Source organism: Thalassotalea psychrophila (genome assembly GCF_031583595.1).
Classification (GTDB): domain Bacteria; phylum Pseudomonadota; class Gammaproteobacteria; order Enterobacterales; family Alteromonadaceae; genus Thalassotalea_A; species Thalassotalea_A psychrophila.
The window spans coordinates 1,965,209-1,984,303 of sequence record NZ_CP134145.1; the positions used below are offsets into that span (position 1 = coordinate 1,965,209).

15 protein-coding genes are annotated in these 19,095 nt (G+C 37.4%); 9 read left to right on the forward strand and 6 right to left on the reverse strand.

Annotated features, from left to right (window positions below; genetic code table 11):
• Positions 1–5 precede the first annotated feature (5 nt).
• Entirely contained in the window at positions 6–1,079 is a 1,074-nt protein-coding gene (locus RGQ13_RS07895) for a patatin-like phospholipase family protein (protein ID WP_348393012.1), read from the forward strand.
• A gap of 14 nt (positions 1,080–1,093) precedes the next feature.
• Here the strand turns inward: RGQ13_RS07895 and RGQ13_RS07900 are convergent, their stop codons facing one another.
• The 4 genes from RGQ13_RS07900 to cmoA form a co-directional block, all read right to left on the reverse strand.
• A complete protein-coding gene (locus RGQ13_RS07900) occupies positions 1,094–2,437 on the reverse strand; it encodes an anti-phage deoxyguanosine triphosphatase (protein WP_348393013.1) in 1,344 nt (447 codons plus the stop codon).
• A gap of 181 nt (positions 2,438–2,618) precedes the next feature.
• Entirely contained in the window at positions 2,619–3,518 is a 900-nt protein-coding gene (locus tag RGQ13_RS07905; protein ID WP_348393014.1) for a LysR family transcriptional regulator, read from the reverse strand.
• Between the two features lie 11 nt (positions 3,519–3,529).
• Positions 3,530–4,495 carry a tRNA 5-methoxyuridine(34)/uridine 5-oxyacetic acid(34) synthase CmoB gene (cmoB, locus tag RGQ13_RS07910; RefSeq protein WP_348393015.1) on the reverse strand — a complete coding sequence of 322 codons (966 nt, stop codon included), beginning with the start codon at positions 4,493–4,495 and terminating at the stop codon, positions 3,530–3,532.
• A gap of 16 nt (positions 4,496–4,511) precedes the next feature.
• Positions 4,512–5,246, reverse strand: coding sequence for a carboxy-S-adenosyl-L-methionine synthase CmoA (gene cmoA, locus RGQ13_RS07915; RefSeq protein WP_348393016.1), 735 nt, complete (start codon positions 5,244–5,246; stop codon positions 4,512–4,514).
• Positions 5,247–5,510: 264 nt separating this feature from the next.
• Between cmoA and RGQ13_RS07920 the strand changes: the two genes are divergently transcribed.
• The 6 genes from RGQ13_RS07920 (at position 5,511) to ruvB (ending at position 15,682) form a co-directional block, all read left to right on the forward strand.
• On the forward strand, positions 5,511–8,312 hold the full coding sequence (locus RGQ13_RS07920) for a transporter substrate-binding domain-containing protein (protein WP_348393017.1): 2,802 nt from the start codon (positions 5,511–5,513) through the stop codon (positions 8,310–8,312).
• A 67-nt stretch (positions 8,313–8,379) separates the two neighbouring features.
• Positions 8,380–11,157: an EAL domain-containing protein gene (locus RGQ13_RS07925; RefSeq protein WP_348393018.1), complete on the forward strand. Its 2,778-nt coding sequence runs from the start codon at positions 8,380–8,382 to the stop codon at positions 11,155–11,157.
• Positions 11,158–11,379: 222 nt separating this feature from the next.
• Positions 11,380–13,161: an aspartate--tRNA ligase gene (gene aspS / locus RGQ13_RS07930; protein ID WP_348393019.1), complete on the forward strand. Its 1,782-nt coding sequence runs from the start codon at positions 11,380–11,382 to the stop codon at positions 13,159–13,161.
• Positions 13,162–13,315: 154 nt separating this feature from the next.
• A complete protein-coding gene (gene ruvC / locus RGQ13_RS07935; protein ID WP_348393020.1) occupies positions 13,316–13,843 on the forward strand; it encodes a crossover junction endodeoxyribonuclease RuvC in 528 nt (175 codons plus the stop codon).
• Between the two features lie 161 nt (positions 13,844–14,004).
• Positions 14,005–14,631 carry a Holliday junction branch migration protein RuvA gene (ruvA, locus tag RGQ13_RS07940; RefSeq protein WP_348393021.1) on the forward strand — a complete coding sequence of 209 codons (627 nt, stop codon included), beginning with the start codon at positions 14,005–14,007 and terminating at the stop codon, positions 14,629–14,631.
• Between the two features lie 28 nt (positions 14,632–14,659).
• Positions 14,660–15,682, forward strand: a complete 1,023-nt coding sequence (gene ruvB / locus RGQ13_RS07945) for a Holliday junction branch migration DNA helicase RuvB (RefSeq protein ID WP_348393022.1) — start codon at positions 14,660–14,662, stop codon at positions 15,680–15,682.
• Between the two features lie 2 nt (positions 15,683–15,684).
• Here ruvB and RGQ13_RS07950 read toward each other — a convergent pair whose 3' ends face one another.
• A complete protein-coding gene (locus RGQ13_RS07950; RefSeq protein ID WP_348393023.1) occupies positions 15,685–16,278 on the reverse strand; it encodes a nucleotidyltransferase family protein in 594 nt (197 codons plus the stop codon).
• Positions 16,275–17,258 carry an XdhC family protein gene (locus tag RGQ13_RS07955; protein WP_348393024.1) on the reverse strand — a complete coding sequence of 328 codons (984 nt, stop codon included), beginning with the start codon at positions 17,256–17,258 and terminating at the stop codon, positions 16,275–16,277. The genes RGQ13_RS07950 and RGQ13_RS07955 overlap by 4 nt, the downstream gene beginning before the upstream one ends.
• A gap of 723 nt (positions 17,259–17,981) precedes the next feature.
• On the opposite strand from RGQ13_RS07955, the gene ybgC reads away from it, so the two are divergent.
• Together ybgC and tolQ are read left to right on the forward strand one after the other, a co-directional pair.
• On the forward strand, positions 17,982–18,401 hold the full coding sequence (ybgC, locus tag RGQ13_RS07960; RefSeq protein ID WP_348393025.1) for a tol-pal system-associated acyl-CoA thioesterase: 420 nt from the start codon (positions 17,982–17,984) through the stop codon (positions 18,399–18,401).
• Entirely contained in the window at positions 18,391–19,083 is a 693-nt protein-coding gene (tolQ, locus tag RGQ13_RS07965; protein WP_348393026.1) for a protein TolQ, read from the forward strand. Before ybgC ends, tolQ begins: the two co-directional genes overlap by 11 nt.
• Positions 19,084–19,095 lie beyond the last annotated feature (12 nt).

Here is a 19,095-nt window from a genome sequence, read left to right on the forward strand (position 1 = left end):
AATTAGTGAGTAAAGCGTTAGCTGTATATGCAGGTAAGTCTGCATTAGCGCAAATAAAACAACAGGGTATTACACAAGAGCAATTTAAGTTATTGGTGGGCGCCAGTGGTGGACCTAAGTGGTTTGTATTAGCTGGCTTAGATAGATACTTTTGTGGTGAGTTTTTTAAAAAACGACAAACTCCACTTTATACCCTTGGTTCATCGGCAGGAGCATGGCGCTTTAGTTGTTATGCGCAACAAGACCCACTTGCAGCAATAAATCGTTTAATCGATGGCTATTCAAATTTATCTTATCCAAGTGATGCAAATATTAGTGAGGTAACTCTGCAAAGTGAACAGTTATTAGCTCATATTGTTGGCGGTAATGCTAGAGAAATTGCGAGTAATCCAATAATTAAAAACACCTTAATAGTGGCTAAATCAAAAGGCTTAACACGTTATGAAAATAAGAGTGTTCTGCTATTTGGTTTGCTAGTTTCTGCGCTTGCAAACAGGGTTAATAGAAAATTTTTAGGCAAGTATTATCAACGCATAATACTTAGTAGTGACATTAACCAAATTCCGTTTGATTTTAATGATGGTATTGATTCTAAAGTTGTCCCTTTAACAGAGCATAATGTACTACAAGCTTTGCAGGCGACAGGATCAATCCCTATGGTAATAAATGGTATTAAGAATATCGTTGGCGCTGACAGTGGCATGTTTAGAGATGGTGGCATTATTGATTACCATTTCGATCAGCCATTTTTGCCAAAATCATCTGCAGGACAAGATGGTTTAGTATTGTACCCACATTTTTATAATGAGTTTAAGCCTGGCTGGTTTGATAAGTATATTAAAAATCGATTTGCCAATACTCAGCATTTCGATAAAACCTTGGTATTAGCGCCAACAGATGAATTTGTGGCTAAATTACCTTACGGCAAAATACCGGATAGAAAAGACTTTACCGAAATGTCTGAACAGCAGCGTATTAAGTACTGGCAAACTGTTATCAATGAATCTGAGCGCTTAGCTGATGAGTTTTCTGAGCTTTGTCAAAGTGATGAACCGACTAAAAACATCCTGCTTCTTTAACGTGAATGAGTTGTTCAATAATTATCTTCATTGACACTATTGCCGTTAGCTAGAAACATGCTGTTATAAATTTTAGTGGCAAATTCATCGGTCATACCTGACAAATAATCTGCAATCACCCGTTGTGGGTTATGGCTGTTTTCACAAGCATTTAACCAACGTAGGCAAGTGGCATCAGGAAGTAGTCGTTGTGGATCGCTGGCAAAAGCTTCAAACAACTCCATAACGATTTGTTGTCCCTTATATTCCATACGCTGAATGTTGGTTTGTTTGATCACAAACTTATACACATAATCTTTAAATACATCTAATGCTGCTGCCTGAGTTTCTGGTAGGGCGGCATTATATCTTAATAACGGCTCGGCAAAGCTTGCACCTTTAACCTTATTTAAATCGATGAGCTCAATGGCGGTTATTAAATAATTAACTAAAGAGCCAATGCCATCTTTTTGCTTATGATGTTGTTTAGAAAATAGCTTGTCAGCCAAATCATTGGCGATTTCATTTAGCCAAGACTCACCTAAAGCTTTTAATGGTTTAATGACATGTTCAACAAAACTGTCTTTATTTACTACTCCTGTAACTATGGCATCTTCCATGTCATGTATACCGTAAGCAATATCATCAGCAAGCTCCATCATTGAGCAATCAAATGATTTGAACTGAGTTTTATGATGTTTATTGGTATTAACGCTTATTTTTTGAAATTGCGCTATATCATCATCAGATAGTGGCTCCAAGACCCAGTTGAGAAGCTCAATATCATCAATGTATAAACCTTTTGGCGGATGCCAGTCACTGGCTTTTAACTGTCTAAAATTAACTGGTGCAGCAGGAACTTGATGGTTGGCTAGTTTATCGATGATTTGTGGGTACTTTAATAAACCTAATAACGTTCTTCTGCTCAGATTCATGCCAAAATGTTCGGTATATGGTTCAAGTTTGGTGACAATACGAAACGTTTGGCCATTACCTTCAAATCCGCCAAAGTTATGCATCATGTAATTTAATGCCACTTCTCCACCATGACCAAATGGTGGATGACCAATATCATGGGCCAAGCAAATTGCTTCAATTAATGAATCTTCATTGGGTAACAAAAGGTTGCATTGCTCGGAATATTTAGAACGAAGTTGTGCGGTTATACCTGAGCCAATTTGTGCCGCTTCTAATGAATGGGTGAGGCGAGTACGGTAAAAGTCACTTTGGCCAATGCCCATAACCTGGGTTTTTGCCTGTAAGCGTCTGAATGCGGCAGAGTGTAAAATCCTTGCTCTATCGCGTTGAAACGGAGAACGATGGTCTTGTTGTCGTGAAGAGCCGTTTGATAATCGTCTTTGCAGCCAGTTCTCGTTCATTAAACATCCAGTTTGATAAAGCTATAGCTTTAACATACTGAATTCAAAATAAATATCAACAAAATTAAAGGAATTAAAGGGGGCAGAAGATAAAAGTAGTAAAAGGGGTCAGTACCCTTTACTAAACAAATTATATAGAGACCTCCAGAATAAAGGGTACTGACCCCTTTAACCTAACCGTTTATTCTCGATCCGATTTGTGTTCATCTAAAATGATTTTTTCAAGGAGTAATACGCCCGGGCCAGCGTTATCTCTATCTGGAATAACTAAGGTTACTGGTACTTGAATTTGGGCTGAGCCTTCAAGGTTTATTGCTTTCAAACTACCATCATTCATTTCACTTTCAATTAAGTGACAAGGTAGCCAACAAAAGCCAATGCCTTGTTTCAATATGGTACTTGCTTCATAGAAACTGGACACGGTCCATCGTTTTTCGGCTTTAAGCCAGCCTTTATCGGGTTTTTCTTTACCGGTATCGCTGATCACTATTTGTAAATGTCTGGCGAGCTCTTCACTACTGATAGATTCTTGCTGAAGAATTTCATGACTATTATGGCAAACAGGAATGAGTGTTGTACTACACAGGTGATTACCGCGAAATCCTTCTGCGGTGCTTGGGCTTAAAACAATATCTGCAGTTTTATTTTTAATAGCTTCTGTAGATCCTGAAATCACTTCATCGGTAATTTTTAACCGACTACCATGACTTTGTGGCCAATATTCTTGTAACGCTTTTAACAATCGATGTTTAGGATACAAGACCTCACAAGCGATGGTGATTTCAGCCTCCCAACCGCCATTTAAGGTGTCGGCAAAATCTTCAATTGATTGAATATCTTCTAGTAATTTTTTAGAGCGACGAAGCATTGCTGAACCAGCTTCAGTAAGCTTTGTTTGTCTACCTTCAACTTCTAATAATGCTAAACCCAACTGTGTTTGTAATTTGGCTACCGCATGGTTTAATGACGATTGGCTTTTGTTAAGTGCTTCACTAGCTTTAGCATAGCTACCATATTCAACTACAGCATGAAAAATTCGCCATTGTTCTATGGTAGTTTTGGCACGAAAGATTTTATCCATAGTGAACTCTACTAAATATTTGCAACAATGATTGCTCGAAGAGGAGCAGGGTGGCCTTCGATTGTTTTTGATGAATCGTTAGGATCTAAGAAGTCTTCTAACGATTCTGTATCCATCCAAGGCGTTTGGCGTTGTTCTTCAAAGGCTGTTTGATCAGTATTTACCACACGAACATTTTTGAAACCTAGGCGCTGCATCCAAAACACTAAGGCCTCACAACTTGGTAAAAACCAAACATTACGCATTTTAGCATATCGATCGCCCGGTACTAGTACCGTATGTTTATCGCCTTCAATAACCAGGGTTTCTAAGACTAATTCACCGCCAGGGGCTAATTGTGCTTTAAGTTGTTGTAAGAAATCGATTGGTGATTTGCGATGATATAACACGCCCATGGCAAACACAGTATCAAATGACTTTAGTTCAGGTAAGTGCTCAACACCTATGGGTAACAGGTTAACGTTATCGTCTTTAATGAAGTGCTGCATTGCTCTAAATTGCATCATAAATAACTGAGTGGGATCAACACCGACAACAAATTTTGCCCCTTCACCGCGCATACGCCATAAGTGATAGCCACTACCACAACCAATATCTAACACGTAACGGTCTTTTAAATCGCTGATATGGGGCTTAAGACGGTCCCATTTAAAATCACTACGCCATTCTGTATCTATATGTACGCCATGGATATGATATGGGCCTTTACGCCAAGGTTTAAAGTTCATTAATAAATTGCTAATGCGCTTCTGTTCACCGTCACTGATATCACTGGCTGAGCCAATAGTCACACTGTCTTTTAATTCAACGTGGCTGGGGCTAGTGTCTGGTAGGGCATCAATGGTTTTTTGCCATTTTGAAAATTCACCATGCAAGTCATTTTTTTGCCAATAGCTAAGTTGTTCGGGTAAACATGTTAGCCAATGAGCTAAGCGGTTACCTGCGATTTGTTGATAAAATTTATTAAATAATTTCATAAAAGTATTGAGATCACTATTTGATGGCGATTAAAGAGAAAAAGTTGAAACATTGAAACCATGGCGTGGCATGACTAAAGCCAGCATCGTTTAAATGTTGTAAATGGGTATTTAGCTGATCGGGCTTCATTACATTTTCAATAGCGGCACGCTTTTGCGCAATTTCTAAATCACTGTAGCCGTTTGCTCGTTTAAAGTTGTGATGTAAATCATTGAGCAAATCCATACACACAGGATCTTCATCATAAATTTTTTCTGATAACACTAATATACCACCGGGTACTAAGGCCTTGGCAATGTTGTTTAACAGTGTTTGACGATTTTCTGGAGCAATAAACTGCAAGGTGAAGTTTAAAACAATAACTGACGCGTTATGCATGTCTTCAGCTAAAATGTCGCCTTGTTTAACCATGCATGGCGTTTTTGCTTTAAAAGCGTTTACATGAATTTGACAGCGTTCGACCATTTCTTTCGAGTTATCAATAGAAATAATATTACAACTATCGGCAATAATATTTTGTCGCATAGCTAAACTTGCTGCGCCCAAGGAACAGCCTAAATCATAAATGTTGGTGTTATCTTGTGCATAACGTGCGCTAAGTTCACCAATAGTTTCAATGATAGTGTTGTAACCTGGAACCGAACGCTTGATCATGTCAGGAAACACTTCTACAACTTGCGCATCGAAGCGAAAATCAGCAATTGTTTGCTTTGGGGATGAATATATAAGATCTTTTTCGTGCTTGCTCATCAAAAAAACTACTAAACTTGAATAATTTCATTATTTTAGCTTAAAACTTGGCTTTACAAAACCATTGCAATTTAATATCCCTAAATTTTACGATAATTAAGATAGGTTTTTTACCAATTAAAACTGGAAAACTACTAAAAAATCAGATCGTTGCTATATTTAAATTGTGCTATTTCTATAAAGGTCGAACACGTTGTTAATATGAGTTTATTAAAGGTCAAACCCCTGCTCAAGACTACAATTTTTTTACTGTTATATTGTTTAATGGCTAATGCAAACGGGTTTGCTAACAATAACAATAACAATGAAAATAAAACCAGTTATTCTATAGCAATATCAGACTTTTCCTACCCATTTCATTTTATTGAGAATGAGCAACCTGCCGGCGCCATGGTGGATGTTTGGCGGCTTTGGGCCAAAAAACAAAATGTAAATGTTGAATTTAAAGTGACCGACTTCGAACAGGGCTTAAACTCAGTAGCCAATGGCCACATTGATATTCATGCTGGCTTTACGCAAACCGTTGAGCGGGGCAAACAGTTAGCGTTTTCGCAACAAATAATGCTCAGTGAAAATTATTTGTATTTATCAATGCGATTAAGTGATATCACCACTATGAAGCAAGTGGCCCCATATACTATTGGGGTGTTAAACGGTTCTCTCGAACAAAAGTTGCTCAGCAGTAATCACAATCACTTAAATTTAAAGTCTTTTTCTACCCGAAATGAAATGTATGAAGCTGCATTAAGTCATAAAATCCTTATTTATGCAGATGATAATGAAGGCAATAAAGGTTTTAAGGCATACAAAGACTTGCGTAAGGAATATCCGTTTTCAAAAAGGTTTAAAATTTTTGAAAATCCAGTTGTTGGTGGAGTAAATAAAACTAATACCGAATTACTCGGTTTTGTAAACGATGGATTATCGAAAATAAGCGAACATGAATATCAAAGTTTACTCTCGGTTTGGCGAAAATATGGCATAAATAAAAATGCAATTTCAGTCGCATATCCTCCAGAAAGACCACCTTATTCAGTCATGGATAGAACGGGTCAGGCACGAGGTATGTTTATTGATATCTGGAAATTATGGGCTAAAGAAACAGATAAAACACTGGAATTTATTCCGATTAACCGGGTGGATAGTTATGACATTATCGAAAGCGGCTTGGTTGATGTACATATAGGTATTCCTCTGGATAAGCAGAGCAGTCTTTATGATAAGAACAGTTGGTTGATACATTCAACTTATGCTCAGATATATTTATCTAGCGCAAAACGCAGGATAAATTCAATGAAAGAGCTGGGTGGAAAAGCAGTAGGTATTTTTAAAACTTCGCCATATTTAGGCGAAATTCAAAGTCAATATGAAGATGTGAATTTCGTTAAGTTCAACAGTGTAAAGGCTATGTTGGAGGCCGAGCGTTCGGGTAAAGTCACTGGCTTTATTGCAGCTCGAGAAAGTGTCGAAGCAGAAATTCAAAACATGAATTTAACGGGGGTTTACAAACGTTTAATCACGCCTAGGTATCAAGTTGACTTTAATGTGGTTACCAATCCAGATAATCAAATTTTACAACAGTTATTATTGAAAGGAGCAGCTCAGCTTGGCAATAATCAAACTGCTGCGATTAAAGCCACGTGGCTGAAGGCCGTCGAACAAGAGACTTCAGTAGTGAGTAATTACCTTGCTGATCTAACTCCAGAAGAAGCAATTTTTTTAAGTAGAAAAAATGAATTCACCGTTGGCGTTTTAAATAACTATAAACCGGTTGAATTTACTGGAGAAAATGGTGAGGTAAAAGGCATTAATAGAGATATTCTTGATGTTATATCTAAGCATACAGGTGTTAAGTTTACCTATGTGACCTATGACTATTGGTCTGATTTATTTCACGATTTTTTAAATCAAAAATATGACATCGCATTAGGCATAACGCCTAGTGAAGATCGACGCGACAAAATGCATTTCAGTAAACGTTATTACAGCATTCCATGGGGAGTAATTGGCCAACCTAAGTTTCAAGACAAAGTTTACAGTCTTAATTCACTCGAAGGGTTAACGGTAGCGATTATTCAAGATTATATATCGATAGAATTCATCAAAGATAAATACCCTCTGATAAAACTCAGATTGGTTGAAGATGTTGCCGAAGGTGCTGAATTAGTTAATAACGGTGAAGTAGATGCTTATATTGATTTTTTCCCAATATTAACAAACATGATCCTTGATTATGATATTGAAACATTCAAGATTGAGTATCTAAATGACCTGCCCCCTGAAGAAAACCACATGGCGATAAATTATGATTACCCCGAATTGGCAGGTATTTTAAATAAGGGGATTAATACCATTAGCGAAAGTGATTATGAAAATATTCGTGATTATTGGTTACGAACTATTATCGCAGAAGGGTATGACAAAAATATGGTAATTCGGACCAGTTTACAGGTAGGGATCATTATTTTGTTTGTTGTCGGTAGTGTGTTGTGGTGGAGTTATCGAATGCGCACTGAAATTACCAAACGACGTGAACTTGAAAAGGAATTAAGGTTTTTGGCCAGCCATGACGGCTTAACTTCATTAGCAAATAGACGATTGTTTGAAGAGCATTTACACAGTTCAATAAAACTGCATAAAAGACGCAAAGAAAACCTAGCGATATTATTTATTGATATTGATGGCTTTAAAGCGGTCAATGATAATTATGGTCATGCTATTGGTGATGAGTTATTAATTAAAATCAGTAAGTTGATGCTTGGTTCGGTACGCGATTCAGATATTGTCAGTCGCTTTGGTGGTGATGAGTTTATCGTTTTATTAAACCAAGTAAGCTCAGTAGATGCAGCCAATAAAGTTGCAAAAAAACTCATTGAAATTTTATCCACTCCCATTGATTTAACTGACTGTCAGGTAACTATTGGCGCCAGTGTTGGTATTTCCTTCTACCCAAATGATGAGTCTGATGTTGAAAAGCTTATTTCTTTGGCTGACACAAGGATGTATCAGGTGAAAACTCAAGGGAAAAATAACTACTTGTCGACCACTGCCGATGAGGTGCAATAGGATGAAATATTTACTTCTATTTAAACATAAATTAAAGAAACCGCTATTGTTTATTGGAATACTGTGTTTGAGTTTAATTGCGAGTAATTCTTTACTATTTGCCGCCACTCAATCGCAATCTAAACTTGTGCAGTTATTTGAAGATAAAACCATCCATGTCGCACTTTATAATGACGATATTGCTACTACCATGTTGTTTGATGCCTTATCAAAAGAGCGTAACTTTACTGTTAAATATCAAAAGTATATGTCTTATTCTTCAGCTGTACAGTCTGTAATCAGCGGTAAAAATCACTTTATGGGAAATGTTAGGTATCATCCGATGCTTAAAAATAAGCTTGCTTACTCAGCGCCAACTCACATCAATGAATTGTATTTGATCACTTCCAACCCACGATTAAAACAAGACTTTGATGAACATCGTATTGGTATTCATCAAGAATTAATGACAAAAGATGCTATCAGGCATGTTTTACAAGGTGCGAAATTGGTGGAGTATAAAGATACCAATGAAGCACTTTCCTTATTAGAAGCTGGCGAAGTTGATGGGGTGGTTGACTTTCTATCTAATAATGTTGAGATTTTTACCGAGCAATATTATAAAACTAATCTTGATTTACAATTGTCTTCACAAGTCGTTTCCCTTATTACTCAGCCAGGCGAAATGGAGCCGTTGTTGAAGGTCCTTACTGATTATTTAAACCAGGATGACTTTCAAAAATCAGTTAACGTTAAACGAAATGAGTTAAAAAGAAAAGCGCAGCAGGCGGTAATTAAATATTTGGTGAAACAATCCAATTTAAATTTAGATAAAGAATATATTTTTAACTTAGAGGTGAGAAGACCATTTATATACTTTGATGGCAACCATGAGTTAACAGGGGTTTTCGTTGAGGTGATTAAAAAATCCTGCAAGTTAATCTCAATATCCTGTGTGTTAAAAGCAAATGCACAGACTTCATGGGATAGCCTTTACAATGAATTTCTTGCTAATGAGGTGCAGGGGATTGCTCCCTTAACTATTCTTGATGAACGCAAGAAACAAGTTAATTTCACTAACGAAGCGCATTACAATCAGATGGTTATCTTGAAACGAACTAACTTTAAAGATGATGAATTTGATCATGTATCCGAGCTTTATGCCCAAAGAATGGGGGTAGTCAAAAATGACTTTTCTGAATGGTTATTAAGAAATTATATCCCACAAATGGCATTTGAATATTACGATACGATTGATGATGCATTTCAAGGGTTGATTGATAAAGAAGTTGACTATATTACCAGCTCAAAATCATATATTAATTCTCAGTTAGAAAACAATATTGTTAATGTCACTTTTGATCAACGAATAAATACTTATCATGATATTCCTTTAGGTGTTGGTTTTAACAAAACTGAAGAGGGAAGGAATCTGGCCGCCCTTTTTAATCAGGCTTTTAAAGTTATTAATTTGAAAAGAATTGTTCGAGAAGGGATACCTCAGTTTGATTTTGCAGAGCAAATTAGTAACCAACAAACAAAACAAAGAAGAACCGTAATTTTCGCCATAATTATATTAAGTATACTCATTTATTTAACCTTGAAATTTCGTCGTATATCTTTTCAGGATGATTTAACCGGTTTGATGAATCGTCGGGGCTTCAATCATAATTACCCACAACAGTTTGATGACAAACTAACGATGATATTTCTTGATGTCATTAACCTTAAAGAAAAAAATGATTTTTTTGGGTTAAATGAAGGTGATTTTATTTTGAAGACTTTATCTGCTCATTTTAAAAAGCTGATCCCTAATGGTGAAGTGATTCGTTTTGGTGGTAACGAGTTCATAATTTTGTCAGAGTTTAATAAAGCTCAATGTAGTGATTTTATACAATCCATTAAGAGTGTCGAAGTATATTCAACCAAACAACAAATTAATCATAATGTAAGTTTTAATACCATAGTTGTTGAAAAAGGCACTCATTATCAGCAACTAGAACAGTTATTTTCCATTATTTACATTGCATTGAGAAAACAAAAACAAGATCACGAAAACGACATTTGCTATATCAATAATGATTCTATTGTAATGTACCTAAAGATCAGCGAATTTCGAAAAAGTCTGACTAATGCACTGCAAAACAAAGAGCTAACAGCATTTTTTCAACCTATATTTGATTTATCTGAAGATAAAGTTATTGGAGTTGAAGGATTGTCTAGGTGGTATTGTAACGATAAATTATTAACCCCGTACTTTTACTTCGATGAACTTAAAGCCCTTAATAAAGAAGCCGAGCTTGATTTTTTAATGATTGAAATTATGGATGATTGTTTTATCAAGTTAAAACAAAAAGGGCTCATTGATGAGCAATTTAAAATGAACATCAATATCTCATTTGCTTCATTTCGTAAAGCCAACGAGCTCTATCAAATGTTGGAGAATATGCGTGCACCCAAATCACAGGTATGCCTGGAAATTCTTGAAGATACGGTGCTTGATGAAAATTTACTTGAAAAATTTTCGGTATTAACTCAAATGGGATTTAATGTAGCTATTGATGATTTTGGTGCCGGTTTTATGTCTATTGAACAAATAAAAAGCCATTACATTACTACGGTAAAACTGGACCGTTCGTTATTACCATTAAACATTACTACCTCATCAGCTGACCTAACAGCATTACAAAGCTTGTTCACGTTATTGAAGAATTTTGATAAACGAGTGGTAATGGAAGGTGTTGAAACTAAGGAGCAAGTTGAATTGCTCAAACAAAATAATATAAATATTGTACAGGGCTATTATTTATCTAAACCAATATCATTTGATGAACTATCTGATTTTCTAGAACATAAGAGAAAATAAAGTTAGTTAGACATTAACCGTTGCACAATTCGCAGGTTTATTAAAAGCCAAGGTATTTCATCTATTTTCAGGTGACTTTAGCGTTGTTTGCTTTATAATAACCGCTTTTAAATTTTAGCATCTTTGCAAAGGCAATTAATTCGCATTTGCTTGGCTGAATCGAATTTAGCCAATTGAATAAATTCAAGATGTATAGCAATATAATTTTCAGGATATAACGAAATGCGCAGTTTATTTTGTGGTGAGGTTAATGAATCTCACGTAGGACAAGAAGTAACTCTTTGTGGTTGGGTTAACCGTCGTCGTGACTTAGGTGCCGTGATCTTTGTTGATTTACGCGATCGCGAAGGCATTGTGCAAGTGGTATTTGATCCTGACTTGCAAGACGTATTAGCAACAGCGAACACTTTACGCAATGAATTTTGTGTACAAATTAAAGGTAAAGTTCGTGCCCGTCCTGAATCACAAGTCAATAAAACCATGGCAACTGGTGCTATTGAAGTTCTTGGCTTAGAGCTAAATATTTTAAATAAATCAGCGCCGTTACCACTTGATTCAAACCAAGAGAACAGTGAAGAAAATCGCTTAAAATATCGCTACTTAGATTTACGTCGTCCTGAAATGACTGAGCGTTTACGTTTTCGTGCAAAGGTAACCTCACAGGTTCGTGCTTCATTAGAAGCTCAAGCGTTCATGGATATTGAAACGCCAATCCTTACTGCGGCAACGCCTGAAGGGGCACGCGATTATTTAGTACCATCACGTACACAAAAAGGTAATTTTTTTGCATTGCCACAATCACCACAGTTATTTAAACAGTTACTGATGATGTCGGGCATGGAGCGTTACTACCAAATCGTTAAATGTTTCCGTGATGAAGATTTACGTGCTGATCGTCAACCTGAATTTACTCAAATTGATATTGAAACGTCTTTCATGTCAGCTGAGCAGGTGATGTCAGTTGCAGAGAAGATGATCCGTGAACTGTTCGAAAGTCTATTAAACGTAGATTTAGGCGAGTTCCCGCACATGACTTACGCGGAAGCTATGACTCGTTACGGCTCAGATAAGCCTGATTTACGTAACCCTCTTGAAATTGTAGATGTTGCAGACATTTTAAAAGACGTTGAATTTAAAGTATTCTCAGGTCCTGCTAACGATCCAAAAGGTCGTGTATCGGTAATTAAAGTACCAGGCGCTGCAGCAGAGCTATCACGCAAAAAACTTGATAATTACACTAAGTACGTAGGCATTTACGGTGCTAAAGGTATGCCGTGGTTAAAAGTGAACGACGTAGATGCAGGTCGTGACGGCTTACAATCTCCAATTTTGAAGTTCTTATCAGATGACGAAGTAACTCAATTATTAACACGAGTTAATGCCGCTTCTGGCGATATAATTTTCTTCGGCGCTGACACATACAATGTAGTTACTGAGTCATTAGGCGCACTTCGTCTTAAACTTGGTGAAGACTTGGGCATGGTTAGTGATGAATGGAAACCTCTTTGGGTTGTAGATTTCCCAATGTTTGAAGAAATCAATGGTGGTATGCACGCGTTGCATCACCCATTTACCGCGCCAACAGATATGACTGCTGAAGAATTAGAAGCTAATCCAATTGGCGCATTATCTAATGCTTATGACATGGTTCTAAATGGTTGTGAATTAGGCGGTGGCTCTGTTCGTATTCATAACGAAGATATGCAAGCTGCAGTGTTTAGAATTTTAGGTATCAGTGATGAAGAGGCACAAGAGAAATTTGGTTTCTTATTAGAAGCTCTACGTTACGGTACACCGCCACACGCTGGTTTAGCATTTGGTTTAGATCGCATTGTAATGCTGATGACAGGTGCTACTTCAATTCGTGACGTAATGGCATTCCCGAAAACAACTACCGCGGCTTGTCCGTTAACCAATGCTCCAGGTAAAGCAAACCCTGCACAACTTGTTGAGCTAGGTATTCAAGCTATACCAAAAGAGCCAGAAGAAACTGACGCTGAATAGTTTTAGCGAATTCACGTTAGTTAAGTAAATTATTAAATGGCTGATTATTAGAATCAGCCATTTTTTTTAATTAGAAAATGCCATAAGATAAGGATTAGCTAGAAAGCTTTCAGCTTGTAGCTTATTTCTAACATATGAGAATAATTATAAATCAATGAGCATCATCTTAGGCATTGACCCTGGTTCGCGTTTAACCGGTTACGGCGTTATCGAAAAGCAAGGTCGTAAAATAACCTACCTTGGTAGTGGTTGTATTAAAACCTTAGCTGCTGGCGATAATCATCCTGAACGATTGCAAATTATCTTTGCTGGTGTTTCTGAGCTTATTTTGCAATTTAAACCTGATATGGTTGCCGTTGAGCAAATATTTATGGGTTTAAACCCGGGCGGAGCACTTAAACTGGGACAAGCACGAGGTGCTGCAATAGTTGCGGCTACTAACAATGGCCTAGAAGTATCTGAATATTCAGCCCGACAAATTAAACAAGCCGTGGTTGGTACCGGTGCTGCAGATAAAGCTCAGGTACAACATATGGTTAAATCATTCTTAAACCTTCCTGCTACGCCACAAGAAGATGCCGCTGATGCATTAGCAGTAGCAATTTGTCATGGCCACAGTTACGAGTCGTTAATTAAAATGTCTGGCCGTGCAACCAAAACCGTACGCGGCCGCCTTAGATAAAAACTAGGGTCAGAGTCAGGTAAGATCCCGAATCGAGTTCGGGACGACGCTAGTGCGTCGACTGTAACTTGACTCTGACCCTAGTTATTTTTGTTTACTATATATTTATACAGTGGTATTGTTGGCGTATATAAACGTAAAAATAATAATAGGAAATAGCGGTGATAGGACGTTTACGCGGCATTTTAGTAGAGAAGCAAGCCCCTGAAATATTACTTGAGTGTAGTGGTGTTGGTTACGAAGTTACCTTACCCATGACCAGTTTTTATCATTTACCTAAACTTGAGCAAGAGGCGGTAATTTATACGCATTTTGTTGTACGTGAAGATGCACAGTTACTGTATGGCTTTGCCAATCAAACTGAACGTAAGTTGTTTCGATTATTGATTAAAGTAAATGGTGTAGGTCCGAAACTGGCCTTAGCAATATTATCTAACATGTCTGCTGGCCAGTTTGTTCATTGTGTAAACCTTGATGACGCTGGCACAATAGTTAAAATTCCAGGTGTAGGTAAGAAAACGGCAGAGCGATTACTCATTGAAATGCGTGATAAATTAAAAGATTGGGGTAGTGATCTTGCCACCCCGATAACTGATAATATGCCAATAGACTTGATTACTGCTGATAGCTCTTTGGTTGCTATGGCATCAAATAAAGATGATGCTATTACCGCACTTGTGTCACTAGGATATAAGCCTGTGCAAGCTGACAAAGCCGTTAAAGCTGTTTATGCTGACGATATGAGTTCAGAAGAACTTATCCGTGATGCCCTGAAGTCAATGTTATAAAACACACAAATACAATAAGTAAAATACTATGATTGAAGCAGATCGCCTCATACAACCTGAACGTATTATAGAGCCTAGCGCGACTCGCGAAGAAGAAACCATCGACCGTGCTATTCGTCCTAAAATGCTAGCTGATTACACCGGCCAAGATCACGTTAAAGAACAAATGGAAATCTTCATTCAAGCGGCGAAAAACCGTGGTGAACCGCTCGATCATTTACTTATATTTGGCCCTCCAGGTTTAGGTAAAACCACACTGGCGAACATTGTTGCTAATGAAATGGGTGTTAATATTCGTACTACTTCAGGACCTGTATTAGAAAAAGCGGGCGATTTAGCCGCGCTTTTGACAAACCTCGAAGAAAACGATGTGCTGTTTATTGATGAGATACATCGATTAAGCCCGGTAGTAGAAGAGATATTGTATCCGGCAATGGAAGACTATCAATTAGATATCATGATAGGAGAAGGGCCTGCTGCACGTTCAATTAAGCTGGATTTACCAGCTTTTACACTTATTGGCGCAACTACTCGTGCAGGATCTTTAACTTCACCACTGCGTGATCGGTTTGGCATTGTTCAGCGTTTAGAGTTTTATAAAGTTTCTGATTTAAAAGATATTGTCAGCCGCTCTGCACACTTTTTAAATGTGGATTTAAATGAAGAGGGCGCGTTTGAAGTAGCAAAACGCTCTCGTGGCACTCCACGTATTGCCAATCGCTTACTACGTCGTGTTAGAGATTATGCTGAAGTAAAAACAACAGGTGAAGTAGGCCAAGAAACCGCATCAAAAGCATTAAACATGCTAGAGGTTGATACTGAAGGTTTTGATTTAATGGATAGAAAGCTATTATTAGCCATTATTGATAAGTTTGGTGGTGGTCCTGTTGGTTTAGATAATGTTGCCGCAGCGATTGGTGAAGAACGTGAAACTATTGAAGATGTGATTGAGCCGTATTTGATTCAGCAAGGCTTTTTACAACGCACGCCTAGAGGTCGAATTGTTACTGACAACGCCTACCTGCATTTTGGTTTAGACAAACCAAGTTAACACTAACGGCTAACGTTATTTGTTATCCAGTCACTAGGTTTGTCTATATCAGTGATAATGCCACTGTCGTTTACATCAATTAAATGCAGTTTTTCAGCATTTGTTCGTATCACTTTAACCGCACCCATATCACCCGATAATTGACTCAGTTGCGTTAAAAAGTCAGAGCCAAAACATACAGGATGGCCAGCATCACTTTTATACACTGGCCGCACAATGTTATGACTTGTAGATGCATCCAAAACCATTCTTATGGTTGCAGAATTAATATAGGGCATATCGGCTAAAAAAATACTGACACTGTTAATGTTCTCGACTGTTTGAGTCTTCAAAATTTCTTTAACGCCTGTTGCCAAACTTGTACCTAAGCCAATTGAGTCAGCAGGTGCTGGAGTTAACCTAATCTGTCTATTTTTGATCACGTCCAATAAGCTGTCATCTTGATTACGATGCACAAGGTAGACAGTTGTAAACTGTTGGCATACATGGTCTAGAGTTTGTATAAGTAATGGCTTGTGTTCTCCTTCGAGCCTTTTATCCGCGCCGTAACGCGTTGAAAACCCTGCGGCTAACACTAATGCGATATGACTATTCATAGCAATTCTTTGTTAATCCCGTGTCGCACCCTGATGATGTCAGCCATCGTCGATATAGCTATTTCAAAAGGTGTTTTACTGCCAATATTTAACCCTATAGGGGCAATTAACCGAGTTAATTGAGCATCGCTTAATGAACAAATTCGTTTTAATCGTTCGTGTCTTTTATCCGTTGTACGAATTGAACCCATAGCGCCAATATAAAAGGCAGGGGTATCAAATACACTCATCATGGCAACGTCATCAACTCTGGGATCGTGCGCAAGCGCTAAAACCGCGCTGCGTTTGTTCGCATATCGCTCAATAAATTGATCTGGAGATTGCCAATGTATATCTACACCGCCATTAGCTTTGGTGAAATGCCAACTTGAGGCTAACTCTTTACGCATATCGCATACTTTCACGTCAAACCCAGCCTGTAAGCCCAATTGGGCAATATGTTCAGTAACTTGGCCTATACCAACCAGTAACAATGAATACACCTGGGCATAAGCCAACTGTACACTTTCTCTTGTTTCTACCACTTGCTGAACAGAGTCATCAATGAGTGGTTTGGTCGCACTGGTCTTGTTTGTAAAAAATATTTCTCTTAAAAACGCTTGTTGTGTTTGCGCTAATTCGAGCCAATGGGTAATCGCCGTATGATTAATCTTTGTTGGAGTAAAGTACTCGACTAATAAACGAATTGTGCCACCACAAGGCAATTCCCTGACGATATCCTGTTCAACGGCATGTTCGCCATAAGTGAATAATTCTGCAGGAGTTAAAAACTTATCTTGCTTGATCATATTTACGAATGCGTCTTCCAGGCAGCCACCTGAAATTGAGCCTACTCGTTCATCACCATCGGTTAAAAATATTGAGCCTATGGGGCGAGGAGCCGAACCATAGGTTTTCAATATAGTACAAAGCCAAATAGTTCTATTCTCAGATAACCACTGCTGTGCTTTGGTAATTACATTTATATCGGTAAGTTGCATTAGTTTTTATTAGTAATTTCCTGATGCTTTTAAGTTACTGATAATTTGTAGAAAGTGAAAGGAAAATTTTATTTTATAGCAGATGCAGGCATATGGTGTATCCAAGGTTGGTCTGAATTTATTCGGACGTTAAAAGTTTAGCTGTAAACGACTAGACGCCGACTTAAACTGCCATCCATGGCAATAAATAATAAATGGGGATGATTCTAGAAACACCCTCAATATACATCCATGTACACCGGGTATTAGTACATCCTGTACCCAAAAAAAAAGCCCGCTAAATTAGCGGGCCAACAAAATAAGTTGATAGGAGGAAGTTAAATAAATCCAGAAACATAAATAAAACAAGAGATGTCGCTTAGATGGATGTATTTTATGGGGGATATAAAAAGTTCACAAACTAAAAAAATTAAGTTTTCACATTAGAAAATATAATGGATTGCATTTTGCTTTTGTTGCTCGTGATTGTTTTGCGAGCCTAATGTTAAGGATTACCCTGAAGGAAATTTCTTTATGAGTTAATAAAAGTAATGTTTAAATGTAAAAAGTAACTTGGTTAATGTTATTTGAAATATTTAAATTTTCGTTTTTATAAAATAAATAAAAAAAAACTCTCAGTATTACCGTAATCTGCTTGAGTGTAAGGTTTATATTCGCGTAATATAAGAGGCTGCAACTTAATTGTGCAGCCGACTATTTAGAGCAAATGAATATCTAGAGCTAATGAATAATAACAATAATAATGCTTTTCACTATAACTTAAGAGTTTACTACGAAGACACCGACGCCGGTGGCATAGTTTATTACGCCAATTATTTAAAGTTTGCTGAACGTGCTCGAACTGAATGGCTTAGACACTTAGGAATAAATCAATCATTTTTTCTTGAACAAAATTTAGGTTTTGTGGTCAGAAAAATAGAAATGGATAACAGAGCCTCTGCCAAACTAGATGACTTGCTAACCATAACAACAACAATTTCAACTTTAAAAAAAGCCAGTTTGGTATTTGACCAGGTGATTCAAAATCAACATGGTAACGTTTTATGTAATGTTTCTGTGCTTGTCGCTAGCGTTAATTTACAACGCGCCAAACCTTGTGCAATTCCAGAACAAATATTAGGAGCTTTAACTAGTGCACGCTGAATTATCGTTTTTTGACTTATTTTTACAGGCTAGCCTTTTGGTAAAAGCCGTTATGCTTTGTCTTTTAGGTTTTTCTATTGCTTCATGGACTATGATTATTCAACGCTCTAAAGCGTTAAATAAAGCACAAGTTCAGTCATCAACCTTTGAAGACAAGTTTTGGTCCGGTGCTGATTTAAGTAAATTGTATAAAGAAATTAGTGTGCGTGGTTCAGTCGACGGCATTGAAAGTTTATTTGTAGCGGGTTTTAAAGAGTTTGCCCGTATTAGAAAAAGCCCCGATTCATCTCCACAGGCGGTTGTTGATGGTACTCATCGCGCCATGCGAGTTGCTTTATCAAGAGAAGTAGATGAGTTAGAAACACATTTATCATTTTTAGCAACTGTGGGTTCAATAAGCCCATACATCGGTTTATTTGGTACCGTTTGGGGGATCATGAATTCCTTTATTGCTTTAGGTGCGGTTCAACAAGCAACACTTTCGATGGTAGCACCAGGCATTGCCGAAGCCCTTATTGCAACAGCTATGGGGTTATTTGCCGCAATACCTGCGGTAATGGCGTTTAACCGTTTTTCTCATAGTGTTGAAAAACTTGAAAATAGTTATGGTAATTTTGTGGAAGAGTTTTCGAGTATTTTACAACGCCAATCTATTGCATCTAACAGCACTCAAGCTCAGTAGAGTAGAGGATTT